The following is a 17,128-nucleotide window of genomic DNA, read 5'->3' on the forward strand; positions in this document are numbered from 1 at the left end:
ATAAGCAAAAAGACTAAAGCGTCATTGCCGCAATCCAACCGAACACTAATAGAGGAATATTAAAATGTAAGAAGGTTGGTACGACCGAATCCCAAATATGATCGTGTTTACCGTCGGCATTTAAACCGGATGTCGGACCTAATGTTGAGTCGGATGCCGGAGAACCCGCGTCACCTAAAGCGGCTGCTACACCCACGATAGCCATCGTTGCTAACGGAGAGAAACCGAATGATACACATAGCGGTACATAAATAGAGGTAATAATCGGCACGGTTGAGAATGATGAACCGATACCCATTGTAATAAATAAGCCGACAATTAACATCAATAACGCAGCCATTTCTTTCGTTTGAATCGAATCGCGTAAGGCTTCAACCAATTCCGGCACGCCGCCGGTTGCGTTTACTACGCTGGCAAAACCGGATGCGGCAATCATTACGAAACCAATCATCGCCATTAAACGTAAGCCGTCTTGGAATAAATCGTTAGTTTGTTTTAATTTGAATACGCCGCCTAAAGCGAAAATAATTAAGCCGGCTAAACCGCCGATAACAGTGGAATTGGTTGCTAATTGCACGGAACATGTCGCAAGGATTGCGATAATGCTTACACCGATATGAAACGGTTTAACTTTTGCCACACGTGCGGCAATTTCATCGGCGGTCGCTTCTTTTACGTTTTCTACGTAAGTTCTCGGTTTACGATAGGAAACGAAGAAAGCGAATAGTAAACCTAAAATCATACCGGCAACCGGTACCGCCATCGCTTTAGTCATCTCCGCCGTTGTCGCGACAAGATTAAAAGGTTGTCCCGCTTGGTTAATATTTTTAACTAAGATACTTTCAATAAAGATTTGTCCGAAACCGGCAGGGATTAACATATAAGTAGCGGTTAAACCGAATGTTAAAGCACAAGCTACCGCACGGCGGTCGATTTTTAGCTGATTCATCACGCTTAATAACGGCGGAACCACAATCGGAATAAAGGCGATATGAATCGGAATAAGGTTTTGTGATGAAATCGCAAATGCGGTTAATACGAAGAGTACAAGATATTTAAACCAAAACACCGAACGACCGGAAGGGCGTTTCCCGAATGAAGAAATAACTTTATATGCCAATAAATCGGTAACACCCGATTTAGATAAGGCTACGGCAAATGCGCCGAGTACGGCGTAGTTCATCGCGGTTTCCGCGCCACCGCCTAAACCGCCGGTAAATTTTTCGATGGTTTTCGTTAGAGCATCAAACATACTCATATCATCGACTCCATAGAAGCCGATTACGCCACAGGTCAATGCTGCAATAATTAGCGCAATTACCACATTAATTCTGAGTAAACTCAGGGCAAGTAATACGATAATTGAGATAACAACTTCGTTAGATAACATTGTGTTTTCCCTTTTTGTAATAACAAATTAAATAAGAGTTTAATGTAACGTAAAAAACGGAGTTGTCGAGCATTTTTTTATAGAATAAAGAAAATAATGGAACTCATCGCTATAAATCTTGTCGTTTTAGCTTTTTTACTGAAGATTTTATGTTTCAGCTACAAGTTATAGAAAAAAGAGCAAACTTAAAAGTTTGCTCTTTAGGATTATTGAACCTGTTTAAATTGAATCATACCGTTTTCGCCGTAGTCGGTGGTTTGTTCGTCTTCATCTTGGATTAACGGTTGATTTGGGATTTCCGCTTTATCGAAAGCAATATCGCCTTCCACGCCGTCCAATACCTGACCGCGTTTTAATCCTTTAAAATCGAACAGACTCGGATCACAAAGATGTGAAAGCGTAATGTTTTGCATTGCGCTAAACATCGTTTCGATTCGTCCCGGATATTGGCGATCCCATGTCTGGAGCATTTCTTTAACCACTTGGCGCTGTAGATTCGGCTGAGAACCGCATAAGTTACACGGAATAATCGGGAATTGTTTTGCCTGCGAATATTTTTCGATATCTTTTTCTTTACAATAAGCCAACGGACGAATCACGATTTGTTTGCCATCATCGGAAATCAATTTAGGCGGCATAGATTTTAATTTACCGCCGTAAAACATATTTAAGAATAACGTTTCCAACATATCGTCACGGTGGTGGCCAAGTGCAATTTTTGTTGCACCGAGTTCGGTAGCGGTGCGGTATAAAATGCCGCGACGTAAACGCGAGCAAAGCGAGCAAGTGGTTTTCCCTTCCGGAATTTTCTCTTTTACGATGCCGTAGGTATTTTCTTCGACGATTTTATATTCAACGCCGATAGACTTCAGATATTCAGGCAAAATATGTTCCGGAAAGCCCGGTTGTTTTTGGTCTAAATTAACCGCTACGATATCGAAGTGAATCGGTGCGCTGAGTTTGAGATTAAGTAGAATATCTAATAATGTGTAGCTGTCTTTACCGCCGGACAAGCACACCATCACTTTATCGCCGTCTTCAATCATATTGAAATCGGCAATCGCATTACCGACATTACGGCGTAAACGTTTTTGTAATTTGTTGAAATTATAGGCAATCTTTTTTTCTTGTTGAGTATTCGCTGATTGAGTATCTTGATTCATAATCGTGAATTTTTAAATAAATGTTCGGTTCGGTATATGAGATAAAAAATGAAGTCCGTCATACTAAAGACTTCCGTATTTTTTGCAAGCGTTTCATTAGATGTTTTGTCGCTAGATAAGCGTTTATCGGCAAACAAGCGGTCTAATTTTAGCATTTTTTTGCAATTTTAAAGTTTATCAAAATACTCATTACCCCAAGTTTGTTCGGCAAGTTGCAATAAGTTGGCAAAATCCTGATAAGAAGGCATTGCCTGATCTTCTACTTTTTTATTCTCATTAATCAGTTTTTGTTTTAATTCTTGATACCAGCCTAACAGCGAAAGCGGTAAAGGCGAGGCGGCTCGTTTACCTAGCCAATATAAGCCTTGATACGGTAAACTTAATGCAAATAATGAAGTGATAATCGCATTGGCTAAAATGGATTGGCTCGGGTCGGCAAAGAAGTACTGCCATAAAATCGCAAAGCAAGAGAAAGCGGGCATAAAGCGGGAAGCTAATTTTACTAAGCGAATCAATCGATAATCGGGCATAAACAGCCCTAACTTTTTTTGGTTCGGGTAGGTGGCGAGATAACGTTGTCCGGCTTGAAGAGTCGCATTCATAACGATAATGTTTTATAAGATTTATAAGAAAAATAATAAAAATAGCATAACATAAGTTTTATCCGCCGAAAATGCGCAGATTTTAATGCAGTAATGATCAACAATTGCTATACTTTGCAACAATTTTGTTACACGATTAGATATAGAAGGATAGATTAATGCCAATTAAGTTTCCAGATTTGTTACAAGATAGTTGGAACTTTATTCGTAATCAACATACATTTTCGTTATTGGCGGTTATTTTGCTAAGTGCATTGCAGTTCGTGAATTTATTTCTAGTGCCTCGCATCGCGAATATGGATGCCGAAAATGTTGAGATGACGTTATCCGACTTATTTCCGTTATTAATTATGGGGGTTGCCAATATTTTTATTACGACCTTATTAATTTTGAATATTAAAGAGATTAATCGCGGTAGCTTTAAACATTTTTTTCAAAACCTTTCTGGCGCTTTGGCGAAACTGTTTCCGGTGATTTTACTTAACATTATTATGGTTCTGCCGCTGTCTATCGGAATGGCTTCTCAAGTATTCGGCGCGAAAGCTGGTGGCGGTTTATCGATGATCGCTTTTCCATTGATTATCGGCGGCGCATTTTTGTTTATTAAATTATGTTTATCCGTTTACGCTTATTTAATCGAAGAGCTGAATAGCGTGAACGATGCGATTCGTTTTACTTGGCAATTAAGCCGCGGTCGAAGTATCGCTTTAGTATTATTCTGCGTGATTTCTTATTTTGTACCGCAGATTTTAATGTTTTTTTTAAGCGGTTTAAGCGGCAATACTGTCGGTCTGATCGTGAGCGTATTAGTCAGCTCGTTTTTCTCATTGTTTATTACCGTATTCAGTTTCCGTTTTTATCAGGCATACAGCCAAAATAGCGTAGTAAGAGGGTAGTATGAAACAGTTACTTGAATTTATTCCGCTCATTCTATTTTTTACGGTATATAAATTATACGGCGTACAGCAAGCGGCAATTACTTTAGTGATCGCTACCGTCATACAATTAATCGTCTTAAAAGTGTTGTATAAGAAGATCGAAAAATCCCAATGGGTTATGGGCATTTTTGTGGTTTTCTTCGGGATTTTGACCGCTTATTTTAACGATTTAAATTTCTTAAAATGGAAAGTGACTATCATTAACGGTTTATTCGCCGCCGTATTATTAGTCAGCCAATTTGTTTTCAAAAAGCCGATTATTCAAATGTTGTTAGGCAAGGAATTAAAATTACCGACCAATGTCTGGAATCGTCTCAATTTAGGTTGGGCGGGCTTTTTTATTATCTGTATGTTACTCAATATCGTGATCAGCTATTATTTTTCGGATGACGTATGGGCAACATTTAAAACCTTCGGATTTACCGGATTGAGTTTAATCGCCGCGATTGCAACCGGCGTTTATCTCTATCCGCATCTTAAAAACGTGGAGAATACCAATGAGCAAGCATAAACCTTATGACAGAAATCCTAACGGTAAATTATTATTAAGAACGCTCGCGATGCCGTCGGATACCAATGCAAACGGTGATATTTTCGGTGGTTGGATTATGTCGCAAATGGATTTAGGCGGTGCGATTCTTGCCAAAGAATTGGCAAAAGGCAGAGTCGTGACGGTTACCGTAGATAAAATGGTTTTCCATATGCCGATTTCGGTCGGGGATGTGGTATGTTGCTACGGCACTTTAGTGAGAGTCGGCCGCTCTTCAATGCAAGTCAAAGTGGAAGTATTTATTAAACAAGTTTATCAGGGGTCAAGAGAGCGTTTTCGTGTAACAGAAGCACTGTTTACTTATGTTGCAGTAAACAATGAAGGTAGGCCGAGAGAAATTCCTCGTGAAAATAATCCTGAGCTTGATGAAGCGTTATCATTAATGGAGCAGGCTTTAGCATTTGAAGCGGAGCTTGCAAATCAACAACAAACTGCATAAGAGGTAAAAAATGTATTACGTTATTTTTGCACAAGATAATCCGAATATGCTTGAGAAGCGTTTGGAAGTACGCCCGGCTCATTTGGCTCGTTTAGAAAAATTGCAGGCGGAAGGTCGCTTATTAACGTCCGGTCCTAATCCGACGGAAGACGGCACAAGTATCACCGGTTCTACCGTGATTGCCGAATTCGATTCGTTAGCCGATGCTCAAATCTGGGCTTCGGAAGACCCTTATGTAGAAGCCGGCGTTTACGGTGATGTAATTATCAAGCCGTTTAAAAAAGTGTTCTAATCTTTTTTCTTAAAACAGGCACAAGCGGTTTCGCTTGTGCCTTTTTCTCGTCCGATTTTTGAAAGAGGCATATATGTTCGCTCAAACCGATCTTTCCGAGCTGCTGAAGGAATCCGATTTACAAAATGCTGATAAAATCCGACCGCTTGCTATTGCGGTAGGAATGTCGAATTTTGTGAAACAGATGCTACATAAGCAACCGCAGTTATTACAGGCGTGGTTAGCTGAATATCCGTCTATCGCAAAGGTCGGTAATTATGCCGAACATTTAGCCGCCGTTTTAGCGCAGGTGCAAGATGAAACTCAATTAGCGCGAGAATTACGTCTGTTTCGTCATCGTGAAATGGCAACATTAAGTTTTCTGCAATCGAATAAACTTGCCGGCGTAGAGTTTGTATTCGAGCATTTATCCGATTTGGCGGAAACGCTGATTATCGGCGCAAGAGATTGGCTGTTCAAGCGTTGCTGTGAAGAATACGGCACGCCGATGAATTCATTAGGTGAGCAACAAGAATTACTGATTTTAGGCATGGGTAAATTAGGCGGACGAGAACTGAATTTTTCCTCGGATATTGATCTAATTTTTACTTATCCGGATGCCGGTGAAACGGTAGGTGGTAGAAAACCGATTGAAAACAGCAAATTCTTTATTCGCTTAGGACAGCGTTTAATTAAAGCGTTAGATGAAATCACGTTAGACGGCTTTGTATATCGTACCGATATGCGTTTACGTCCGTTCGGCGACAGCGGAGCGTTAGTGCTGAGTTTTGCCGCCATGGAAGATTACTATCAGGAACAAGGGCGAGATTGGGAACGCTATGCGATGATCAAAGCCAAAATTTTAGGCGAAGATCCGCAGAATATTAACCATCGTTATTTGCGCCAAATGCTACGCCCGTTTATGTATCGCCGTTATTTGGATTTCAGTGCGATTCAATCGTTGCGAGAGATGAAACAGAAAATCAGCCGAGAAGTGCTACGTCGTAATTTGACCGATAATATTAAATTAGGCGCCGGCGGTATTCGAGAGATTGAATTTATTGTACAAACGTTCCAAATGGTGCGAGGCGGGCGGGATAAAATCCTACAAGAACGCAGCTTATTGCGTGTTCTGCCTCGCCTTGCCGAATTGAAATTGCTCACCGAACAGCAAATTCAGCAATTATATGATGCGTATATCTTCCATCGTCAGGTTGAAAACGTGCTACAAGCGATTGATGATAAACAAACGCAAACGTTGCCGACCGATGAGCAAGACCGAGCGAGAATAATGTTTGCTTGCCGGTCTTATTTGCAAAAAAATGCGCAAAATCAACCGCTTGTCATAGAAAATAACATTCACACTTGGCAAGACTTTTTACAGGCGTTGGAACAACATCAGCAAAACGTACGAGCGGTATTTAACCAAATTATCGGTGAAGAAGAGGACGATGAAGCATCGCCGCTTAATGAGAAATTAGCGGTTTGGCAGGATATTTTACATTATCAAATCAGCGAAGAAGATTTAGCGGCGGTTTTAAATGATTATCCGATAGATAGCAACGATTATCATGAGATTTTCCGCCAGCTCTCCAATACGTTACAGGATTGGAGTAAGCGTCCGATTGGTGTGCGGGGGCGAAATGTCTTACAACGATTAATGCCGAAAATTTTAGATATGGTGTGCAATAGAGAAGATTATTTAGTGGTGTTGCCTCGTTTGCTTAACATCGTAGATAAAATTACCTTGCGAACTACTTATCTGGAGCTTTTACAAGAAAGAGAACAAATTCTACCGCTTCTGATTACCTTGTGCAGTCAGTCGATTATGATTGCCGAGCAGATTGCTCGTTACCCGATGTTGTTAGACGAACTGATTATTCAAAATAGTCTTACGCAAGTGTTGGCATTAGATCAGTATAAAACGGTATTAAATGACTATTTAATTCGGATTCCGGAAGAAGATGAAGAGGCATTGATTGATGCCTTGCGCCAATTTAAGCAGAGCCAAATTTTGCATATTGCGGCGGCGGATATTTTAGGCGTATTGCCGGTAATGAAAATTAGCGATCATCTTACCTATTTGGCGGAAGCGATTATCGGTGCGGTAGTGAATATGGCGTGGAAATCACTGTCGCAGCGTTTTGGCGTGCCGGATCATTTAACTGATACGGAACAAGGTTTTGCCGTGATCGCTTATGGTAAATTGGGCGGTATTGAGCTTGGCTATAATTCGGATTTAGATTTGGTTTTTCTGCATAACGCACCGCAGGATAGTGAAACGATCGGTGCGAGAAAATCGATTTCAAGCCATCAGTTCTATTTAAAATTAGCGCAAAAAATTAATTCGATTTTTAATTTAAATACCAGTGCCGGTGTGCTTTACGAAGTGGATATGCGCTTGCGACCGTCAGGCGAAGCCGGTTTATTAGTCAGCACGGTAAGTGCTTATGAAACTTATCAACAAAATGAGGCGTGGACATGGGAATCACAAGCGTTAGTTCGTACTCGTTGCGTTTATGGTTCGCCCGATCTGGCGCAAGCCTTTGAGCAAATTCGTCGAGCAACTTTGGCAATGCCTCGAACAAGCGGTCAATTACGCCAAGAAATTTGTGAAATGCGTTACAAAATGTATCAACATTTAAGCACAAGCGATCATACGCATTTTGATTTGAAAAAAGATAAAGGCGGTATTACCGATATAGAATTTATCGCACAATGTTTGGTATTGGAGTACGCTCATCAGTATCCTCAAATGGCGATTTGGTCGGATAACGTTCGTATTTTCGATTCGGCGGTAGAATGCGGCATTTTATCGCTTACTGACGGAGAAATGTTGAAACATTGCTATACGGCGATTCGCAATCGTATTCACCATTTAAATTTATTGCGTAGCCCGAGTGTGGTGAGCGCAGACGAATTTGTTGAAGAACGTGCTTTTGTGGCGCAAATTTGGCAACGAATTTTCGGCTAAGATCAGAGAAGCGGTTAAATTTGCAAAAAATTTTGTCAATTTAACCGCTTGTTTTCCGCTATAATAAGGCAAATTTACCCATTCAAGGAGTTTGCAATGGAATATCAATTTACACATTCAATTCACGGTGTAGTCGCTAAATGTTCAATGGATCACGAAGCTTTTGCCCGTTGGTTAAATACCGAGATAACGGAAAATCCTAAAGAGTTGATCAATATCTTTGCTGAAATTGAAAAATGTCGGGCGGCGTATCCTAATCATTATGAATGTGTCTTCGAGGGAAAAGAATACAGTTTATTTCTTGATTGCGATGAAGTGATGGTGAAAGCGAATAATCTGGACGACGCGTTTGACGAATCGCAAATGGAAGACGGTTTTCAGTTTTATGATCAAGAAAGTATCGCATTTTGCGGCTTAGAGGATTTTGAAAATTTCTTAAAAGCCTATCAGAAATTTAGTAAAACCTATCACTAATGATTTAAGTAATAAAACAAAGAAGGGGCAACCGTAACGGTTGCCCCTTTGCTTTATTTGTTTAAACGATTAACGTAAGAACTCAACAAACCAAGTGATAACACCTAAGTTTAAAATATCTACGAAGAATGCACCGACTAACGGTACGATTAAGAACGCTTTATGTGACGGACCGAACGTTTCGGTGACCGATTGCATATTGGCAACCGCAGTCGGTGTCGCACCCAAGCCGAAACCGCAGTGACCAGCAGTTAAAATCGCCGCATCATAGTCTTTACCCATTACACGGAAAGTCACGAAGTAACCGTATAAGATCATAACGATAGTTTGAACGACTAAAATAATTAACATCGGACCGGCTAAGCCTGCTAATTCCCATAATTTAATGCTCATTAACGCCATTGCTAAGAATAAACTTAATGAAGCGTTACCGAATACGTCAATCGCACGGTCGAACATATCGAATTTGAATACTTTGGTTAATACGTTACGTAAAATTACACCGAAACCTAATGCCCATACGAATTGCGGTAAACCTAAATCCGGGAATGCGTTAGCCATTACCGATGAGAAAGCTAAACAGGCTGCGAATAACGCCATCGTTTCGATTGTGGAACTCGCCGTAATGAAACGAATGCTGTCAGCCGATTCAAAAGTGCTGTCGTCATACTGTTCGGCAGAAGTATCCATTTTTTTGCTATATTGTTTACGGTCTTTTTTCATTTTATTGACTAAACGGCGTGCAACCGGACCACCGATTAAACCGCCGGCAACTAAACCGAATGTAGCGGACGCCATTGCCATTTCCATAATACCGGTAATGCCGTATTGTTCAGAGAAGATTTTCGCCCATGCCGCACCGGTACCGTGACCGCCGGTTAAGGTAATTGGACCAGTTACTAAACCGACTAAAGGATCTAAACCTAATGCTGTGGCAAGTCCGACACCGACGCCGTTTTGGATAATAATGAATATACCGACAACGGCAAGGAAGATCACTAAAGGCATACCGCCCTGTTTTAAGCGAGAAAAATCGGCGGATAAACCGACGGATGAGAAGAAGGCTAACATAAAGGCATTTTGTAAGCTTTTCTCGAATTGGAAAGAAAGTCCCATCCAATGGTATAAGCAGAGAATCACGATTGCAGCCACTAAACCGCCGGCAACCGCTTCGGGAATATTAAAATCCTGTAAGAATTTAATTTTGCTTACAAAAAAGCGTCCGATCAAAAGAACGAGTGTCGCAGCAATTAATGTGTGGTAACCGTTCAGTATTATTGGTTCCATAGGTGCTCCTCTAAAATGAAAATGTTAAATGAATGTTTAAAAATAAGGATTGTTCGATACTAGACCAATAAAAAACATTTGTCAAAGGTATGTATAAATAAATTTATCATTAGAATTAGAAAAACTTATCATATAAGTTAAAAATTTTTTGAGGGAGATCATATTATCCGCTTCGCAATTGCGAATTTCTTGAATCAGTTCTCATTTTTTTAAATATGCATTTGTTAAAATTTAAGAAGTAATTTTTTTATTGGAGGCGAAAATGAGCGATATAGCCATTATTGTAAGCCTATTATCATTAGTTGCGGTATTAGGTTTATGGATTGGTCATATAAAAATCAAAGGGGTCGGTCTCGGTATCGGCGGAGTATTATTCGGTGGGATCATTATTTCTCATTGTACTCATTTGTACGGTATCGAATTGGATGCGCACACGTTACATTTTATTCAAGAGTTCGGATTAATTCTGTTTGTTTACTCAATCGGTATTCAGGTCGGTCCGGGCTTTTTTGCGTCATTGCGTCAATCGGGTTTAAAACTGAACGGCTTTGCGGTGATGATTGTCGGGCTAAGCGGAATACTTGTTGCGCTCATTCATAAGTTATTCGACGTTCCTTTACCGGTTATTTTAGGGATTTTCTCCGGTGCGGTAACCAATACGCCGTCTTTAGGGGCGGGGCAACAAGTATTAACCGAGCTTGGCGGAGACAATATTACGGCGGTAATGGGGATGAGTTATGCGATTGCTTATCCGTTCGGGATTATCGGTATTTTACTTTCTATGTGGTTGATTCGTATCATTTTTAAAGTGAATATCGATAAAGAAGCGCAAGAGTTCGATAACAATCAAAATCAGCAGAAAGAAGGATTGGATACGCTTAACGTACGTTTAACCAACCCTAATTTAGGCGGTTTAAAATTAAAGGAAATCCCTGATTTTGAATCGCATACGGTTATTTATTCCCGTTTGAAACGGAATGACCAATTGATTGTGCCGAATGTCGATACGGTATTAAATGTCGGCGATGTGCTTCATCTGGTCGGAGAAAAAGCGACGTTACATAAGATGCAGCTTATTTTAGGAGAAGAAGCGGACGTATCCGTTTCGACCAGAGGTACGATTTTCCGTTCCGAGCGGGCGGTAGTTACCAATGAAAACGTATTTGGTAAAAAAATTCGTCATTTAATGCTGAAAGGGAAATATGAAGTTGTGATTTCTCGTTTAAACCGTGCGGGGGTCGAATTAATTCCGAACGGTGAAATGGCATTACAATTCGGGGACGTACTGAATTTAGTCGGACGTCAGGAAGATATTGAAACGGTACGAGCGATTATCGGCGATGCTCACCAAAAATTACAACAGGTACAAATGTTACCGATTTTTTTAGGTATCGGTTTAGGTGTATTACTCGGTTCTCTACCGCTTTATATTCCGGGATTCCCCGTGGCGTTAAAATTAGGTTTAGCCGGCGGTCCGTTGGTGGTAGCTTTAATTCTTGCAAGAATCGGCAGTATCGGTAAACTCTATTGGTTTATGCCGCCGAGTGCCAACTTGGCATTGCGAGAAATCGGTATCGTATTATTCCTTTCCGTAGTCGGTTTAAAAGCCGGGGCGAATTTCCTCGATACTTTACTCAGTCCGGAAGGGCTTGCATGGATGGGATACGGTGCGATCATCACCTTTATTCCATTGATTGTGACCGGATTTGTTGCTCGTATTTACGGAAAAATGAATTATTTATCGCTATGCGGTTTGTTATCCGGTGCGATGACCGATCCGCCGGCATTAGCTTTTGCCAATGAAATTAAAGACGGACACGGTGCGGCGGCACTTTCCTATGCAACGGTCTATCCGCTTGTGATGTTCTTACGTATCATCTTACCGCAATTACTTGCCATTTTGCTTTGGACGGCAAGCTAAATCCGTCATCATCGATAGCGGTCGAATTTAACGAGATTTTTGCAAAATTCTCAGCGAATCCGACCGCTATTTTCATTTCTTCTCTGTTCAGCAAATCAGATTCCTTGTAGAATAATCGTTTAATTTTTTATAGCAAAGAATAGATAGTATGAGTCGCACTAAAAAAACACGTCGTATTACCGACATTATGCCTGCGCGAAAAGCAGATAAAAAACCGGAACAGCCTAAATTAAGCGGCGGTAAAAATCGTAAGCCTACCCGTTACGAACTGGATGCAAAAGCCCGTGAAGAAAAGAAAAAACGTAAACACAAAGGCTTGCCGACCGGTTCGCGTAATGTTGATCCGGCGGAGCAGAAAAAAGCGGCGGTAAAAGAAGTGAAAGATCCGCGTATCGGTAGCCGTAAAAAAATTCCTTTAATGCTGGAGTTTGTCAATAAACCGGAAAAAGGACAAATTATTAAACCGGTTGCCGTGGAAGAATATAAACCGCATTTATCGCCGGAATTAGAACTGGAACAGTTGGAAAATAATGAGATCTTAAACCAATTATTAGACGAAATCGAAGCGGGTAAAACCTTATCGGCGAAAGATCAAAAATTCGTAGACGAATGTTTGGATCGTATCGATGAGTTAATGACCGAATTAGGTATTCAAGATGAAGACGAAGATAACGGGGATGCGTTGCTTCGCCAATTTGAAACCATGGACATTAATCAATTTAGATAAGACGATTAAAAAACTATGATTCGATTTTTTCTCCTTATCCTTGCGATCTTAGTCGTGCTTTCGATGGCGGGTTACGCTGTCTATTTAATGTTGAAATTACGCAAACAAAATGCCCAAAATAAAGCATTATTGGAACAAGCTGAACAGGCGAAGAAAGCACGTTTCGAACGTATTATTGACAGTATTGATGTCATTACAAGAGCAATGCTTTCCGAACAATGTGATTTTTCGGAAGGCGTACTTCGTTTAAAACCGTTACTTGATGTGTTAGCTAAACCGTTAAGTCAATATTCGGCAATGTGGGAATTGTATCAAGTTGTAGAAGATATGCCGATTTTAGACGAACGTAAGGCATTGAAACGTAATGAGCGAATGAAGCAGGATCTGCATCGACAGTCGAAAGAAGTCGAGTTGGAAGAGCAGATTAAAGCGGAGTGCCATCAGTTACTGATTGATATAGCACAGTTAAAACTTACATTATAGTAAGTAATGCCTATTTTGAAGGAAAGTCAATGTCAGAAATTATTTGGGATTTAGCCCTTATCCAAAAATATAACCAATCCGGTCCTCGTTATACTTCTTATCCTACCGCATTAGAATTTAACGAAAATTACAACGATGACGATTTTAAAGCGGCGGCGGCACGTTATCCGAATCGCCCGTTATCGCTTTACGTACATATCCCGTTTTGCCATAAACTATGTTATTTCTGTGCGTGTAATAAAATTATTACCCGTCACCGTCATAAAGTGGATATTTATTTGGATTATCTTGAAAAAGAAATCAAAACGCGCGTACCGCTGTTCACTAATCGTGTCGTTACTCAAATTCACTGGGGCGGTGGTACGCCGACTTATTTGGATGAAGCGCAATCGGCACGCTTAATGAGTATGTTGCGTCAGCATTTTAACGTCAGTGCAGAAGCGGAAATCAGTATTGAAATGGATCCGCGCGAAATCGAATTAAATATGTTGGATCACCTTAAATCCATCGGTTTTAACCGTATCAGTATGGGGATTCAGGACTTCAATAAAGAAGTACAAAAATTAGTTAATCGCGAGCAAGACGAAGAATTTATTTTTGCTTTGATGAAACGCGCGAAGGAACTCGGTTTCACTTCAACCAATATCGATTTGATTTACGGCTTACCGAAACAAAATGTCGAAAGTTTTATGTACACGCTTGAACGAGTGATCGAGTTGAATCCGGATCGGATGAGTGTGTTTAACTATGCGCACTTACCAAGCCGTTTTGCCGCACAAATTAAAATTAAAGACGATATGTTACCGGCTCCGGAAACTAAATTAACCATTCTGCAGAAGACCATCGAGTTTTTAGGCGGTAACGGCTATAAATTTATCGGTATGGATCACTTTGCCAAACCGGATGACGAATTGGCGATTGCTCAGCAACAGGGCGTATTACATCGTAATTTCCAGGGTTATACCACTCAAGAAGAATGCGATTTATTAGGTATGGGCGTGTCGGCAATCAGCTTACTTGGCGATACCTACGCACAAAACCATAAAGAATTACAACAATATTATGCCAATGTCGAAGAACGCGGTATCGCGTTACATAAAGGTTTGGCGCTTACTCAAGACGATTGTATTCGTCGTGACGTAATCAAAGCGTTGATTTGCAACTTTAAGTTGGAATTCGACCGCTTACAAGCCGAATATCAAATAGATTTTAAACAGTATTTTGCAGAGGATTTGGCGTTACTTGAGCCGTTGGCGAAAGACGGTTTATTAGAAATTCACGAAAACGGTATTGTGGTTTCGCCTAGAGGTCGTCTGCTCATTCGTAATATTTGTTTATGTTTTGACGTATATTCAAGACAATTGGCGAAAAGACAACAATTTTCGAGAATTATTTAATAGCAAGCGGTCATATTTTCGAACCATTTATAGCTTTCTATTGACAAGGAATCATTATGAAAACACGTTATAGTGTTCTTTCTGTTGCAATGACGGCAGCATTTTACACTCAATATGCGCAAGCGGATTTGAGAGAACAATGCCTATTGGGCGTACCGCATTTTCAGGGCGAAGAGGTAACGGGCGATCAAACTATGATGCCGATTGAAATTGAAGCGGATAATGCGGTTATCAATCAGCCTAAAGATGCGACCTATACCGGTGATGTAGCGATTAAACAAGGTAATCGTTCTCTTTTTGCGGATGAAGTAAGGGTTGAGCAAAACGGCGAGCAAGAACGCCGAGCGTTTCTGAAAGGCAGTTACCGATATCAAGATAATCTGATTCAAGCGCACGGACGAGATGCGGCAATGGATCTCAGTTCTGAAACCGCCGAGTTACAAAATACCGAATTCCAATTAGTCGGTCGTCAAGGACGAGGTACGGCGGAAAGCGGTTCGTTTAATCACAATAAACGCATTTTAAAAAATGCGACCTTTACCGCCTGTTTACCGAATGACAATGCGTGGTCAATTGAAGGAAATGAAATGATTCAGCATATCGATGAAGAGTATGCTGAAATTTGGCATGCGCGTTTTAAAGTATTGGGTATGCCGGTATTTTATTCGCCTTATTTACAATTTCCGATTGGCGATCGCCGCCGTTCGGGGTTATTGATTCCGAATTTTCATCGTTCAAGTAAGGACGGTTTTGCTTATTCTCAGCCGTTTTATTGGAATATCGCACCGAATATGGATGCGACAATTACACCGACTTATTATTCGCGCCGAGGTTGGCAAATTAGCCCTGAATACCGTTATTTAACCAAATTGGGAGAAGGTATTGTTGCCGGTGAATATATCGGAAAAGATCGTCTAGACGAATATAAACCGGATGACAATGATCGCAAACGCTATCTAATACACTGGCGCCATAATATGAGTTTCTTAACCGACTGGCGTTTGTATGTGGATTATACCAAAGTCAGCGACAAGCGTTATTTCTCCGATTTCGATTCGGAATACGGTAGCAGTACCGACGGTTATGCCACTCAACAATTTAAATTAGGTTACTATCAACCGAATTATAATTTATCGATTTCCGGTAAGAAATTCCAAACCTTTGACGAATTGGATGTCGGTCCGTATCGCGTATTACCGCAAATAGATTTTAACTACTATAACGATGAGTTGGTAAAAGGCGGAGATTTTAAACTCTTTGCTCAGACGGCTCGTTTTGAGAATGACAGTAAGTTAATGCCGAAAGCGTGGCGTTTTCACGTAGAACCGACGCTTAATTTCCCTCTTGCGAATCGCTACGGCAGCTTGAATTTTGAGACGAAATTGTATGCGACTCACTATCTTCAAGAAAAAGGCAGTAGTAAGCAAGCGGATAATATGGACAAGAACGTTACTCGGGTTATTCCGCAAGTAAAAGTGGATTTACAAACGGTACTGGAAGCGGATAAGCAATTATTTAAAGGTTTTAATCAAACCTTTGAGCCGAGAGTACAATACGTTTATCGTCCGTATAAAGATCAAAGTAATATCGGCTCAGGCTTAAATCAAAGCGTAAGTTTCGGTTATGATTCGGCATTATTGCAAAGCGATTATTTTTCTCTATTTAATGATCGTCGATATAGTGGTTTAGACCGTATTTCTTCTGCTAATTTAATTACTGCTGGTGGCACGAATCGTTTCTTCAATGAAAAAACAGGGGTGGAAGTATTTAACTTTAGTATAGGACAGACTTATTACTTATCTCCATCTAAAATTGATGATTTATCGCAGAATAGTACAACAAAACGTTCGTCTTCATGGGCATTGGAATCTAACTGGAAATTCCACCGTAAGTGGAATTGGCACGGTGCTTATCAGTATGATACGCGCTTAAATCAAACTTCGTTGGCTAATACGTCATTACAATACAAGCCGAGCCAAGATAAACTTGTCCAATTAAGTTATCGTTTTGCAAGTAAAGATTATATTAATCAAAACTTACGTAGTAATGTGTATGGGCAGGATATTAAGCAAGTCGGGGCGATTGTAGGTTGGGAACTAACGGATCGTGTCGCATTTATGGCAAGTCATTATCATGATATCGCACTTAAAAAGCCGGTAGAAAGCCAACTTTCCGTAAACTATAACACTTGCTGCTGGAGTGCTAACGTATATGTGGCGCGTAAACTGACCGCAACGCCAATCGGATCGCCGGATACGATCAATGATTTATATTATGATAATAAATTCGGGGTGAATTTTGAATTACGCTTCGGTACGAACTACAGTAGCGGCGTACGTAAAATGCTGAAAAAAGGTATGATTCCTTATACGGAGCAATATGGAATTAATTAATTTTTGATTAGTTTTGCAATAAGGATTTTATTTTATGTATTAAGAGTCGATCCTAGAATGATAGTGATCGACTCTTTTATTTTATATATATTAGTATATAAAAAAGGATGTTATGTAAA

The 17,128-nt window shown here is 40.3% G+C and carries 15 protein-coding genes; 11 read left to right on the forward strand and 4 right to left on the reverse strand.

All coding sequences use genetic code 11. The annotated features are described in order from the left end of the window. Positions 1–13: 13 nt before the first annotated feature. The 3 genes from DY200_RS01520 to yfbV all read right to left on the reverse strand — a co-directional run bounded on the left by DY200_RS01520 (position 14) and on the right by yfbV (position 3,155). On the reverse strand, positions 14–1,390 hold the full coding sequence (locus tag DY200_RS01520; RefSeq protein ID WP_115586653.1) for a Na+/H+ antiporter family protein: 1,377 nt from the start codon (positions 1,388–1,390) through the stop codon (positions 14–16). Positions 1,391–1,596: 206 nt separating this feature from the next. Then, complete coding sequence (gene ttcA, locus DY200_RS01525) at positions 1,597–2,553, reverse strand: tRNA 2-thiocytidine(32) synthetase TtcA (protein WP_115586654.1); 957 nt, start codon at positions 2,551–2,553, stop codon at positions 1,597–1,599. A gap of 167 nt (positions 2,554–2,720) precedes the next feature. After that, complete coding sequence (yfbV, locus tag DY200_RS01530) at positions 2,721–3,155, reverse strand: terminus macrodomain insulation protein YfbV (RefSeq protein ID WP_115586655.1); 435 nt, start codon at positions 3,153–3,155, stop codon at positions 2,721–2,723. A 158-nt stretch (positions 3,156–3,313) separates the two neighbouring features. On the opposite strand from yfbV, the gene DY200_RS01535 reads away from it, so the two are divergent. The 6 genes from DY200_RS01535 (at position 3,314) to DY200_RS01560 (ending at position 8,801) form a co-directional block, all read left to right on the forward strand. Further along, positions 3,314–4,051, forward strand: a complete 738-nt coding sequence (locus tag DY200_RS01535; protein WP_115586656.1) for a hypothetical protein — start codon at positions 3,314–3,316, stop codon at positions 4,049–4,051. 1 nt (position 4,052) lies between these two features. Further along, entirely contained in the window at positions 4,053–4,604 is a 552-nt protein-coding gene (locus tag DY200_RS01540) for a septation protein A (protein WP_115586657.1), read from the forward strand. After that, complete coding sequence (yciA, locus tag DY200_RS01545; protein ID WP_005597679.1) at positions 4,591–5,082, forward strand: acyl-CoA thioester hydrolase YciA; 492 nt, start codon at positions 4,591–4,593, stop codon at positions 5,080–5,082. Before DY200_RS01540 ends, yciA begins: the two co-directional genes overlap by 14 nt. Before the next feature lie 10 nt (positions 5,083–5,092). Then, complete coding sequence (locus DY200_RS01550; RefSeq protein ID WP_115586658.1) at positions 5,093–5,374, forward strand: YciI family protein; 282 nt, start codon at positions 5,093–5,095, stop codon at positions 5,372–5,374. Positions 5,375–5,447: 73 nt separating this feature from the next. Continuing rightward, positions 5,448–8,327 carry a bifunctional [glutamate--ammonia ligase]-adenylyl-L-tyrosine phosphorylase/[glutamate--ammonia-ligase] adenylyltransferase gene (glnE, locus tag DY200_RS01555; protein ID WP_115586659.1) on the forward strand — a complete coding sequence of 960 codons (2,880 nt, stop codon included), beginning with the start codon at positions 5,448–5,450 and terminating at the stop codon, positions 8,325–8,327. A gap of 96 nt (positions 8,328–8,423) precedes the next feature. Continuing rightward, the gene (locus tag DY200_RS01560) at positions 8,424–8,801 is read left to right on the forward strand and encodes a YacL family protein (protein WP_005597676.1); all 378 of its coding nucleotides are present in this window, start codon (positions 8,424–8,426) and stop codon (positions 8,799–8,801) included. A gap of 69 nt (positions 8,802–8,870) precedes the next feature. Here DY200_RS01560 and gltS read toward each other — a convergent pair whose 3' ends face one another. Next, the gene (gene gltS / locus DY200_RS01565; protein WP_115586660.1) at positions 8,871–10,088 is read right to left on the reverse strand and encodes a sodium/glutamate symporter; all 1,218 of its coding nucleotides are present in this window, start codon (positions 10,086–10,088) and stop codon (positions 8,871–8,873) included. Between the two features lie 262 nt (positions 10,089–10,350). On the opposite strand from gltS, the gene DY200_RS01570 reads away from it, so the two are divergent. From DY200_RS01570 to lptD, 5 genes are all read left to right on the forward strand, one after another. After that, positions 10,351–12,009, forward strand: coding sequence for a putative transporter (locus DY200_RS01570; RefSeq protein WP_115586661.1), 1,659 nt, complete (start codon positions 10,351–10,353; stop codon positions 12,007–12,009). Positions 12,010–12,157: 148 nt separating this feature from the next. Beyond that, complete coding sequence (gene yihI, locus DY200_RS01575) at positions 12,158–12,736, forward strand: Der GTPase-activating protein YihI (protein WP_115586662.1); 579 nt, start codon at positions 12,158–12,160, stop codon at positions 12,734–12,736. A gap of 15 nt (positions 12,737–12,751) precedes the next feature. Continuing rightward, positions 12,752–13,219 (forward strand): DUF2489 domain-containing protein, encoded by a 468-nt coding sequence (locus tag DY200_RS01580; protein ID WP_115586663.1) that lies wholly within the window; start codon positions 12,752–12,754, stop codon positions 13,217–13,219. 29 nt (positions 13,220–13,248) lie between these two features. Beyond that, positions 13,249–14,616, forward strand: coding sequence for an oxygen-independent coproporphyrinogen III oxidase (hemN, locus tag DY200_RS01585; protein ID WP_115586664.1), 1,368 nt, complete (start codon positions 13,249–13,251; stop codon positions 14,614–14,616). Positions 14,617–14,672: 56 nt separating this feature from the next. Further along, positions 14,673–17,009, forward strand: a complete 2,337-nt coding sequence (lptD, locus tag DY200_RS01590; protein WP_115586665.1) for an LPS assembly protein LptD — start codon at positions 14,673–14,675, stop codon at positions 17,007–17,009. The last annotated feature ends 119 nt before the right edge of the window (positions 17,010–17,128 follow it).

The sequence above is a fragment of the Actinobacillus lignieresii genome (genome assembly GCF_900444945.1).
In the GTDB taxonomy this organism is placed as follows: Bacteria; Pseudomonadota; Gammaproteobacteria; order Enterobacterales; family Pasteurellaceae; genus Actinobacillus; species Actinobacillus lignieresii.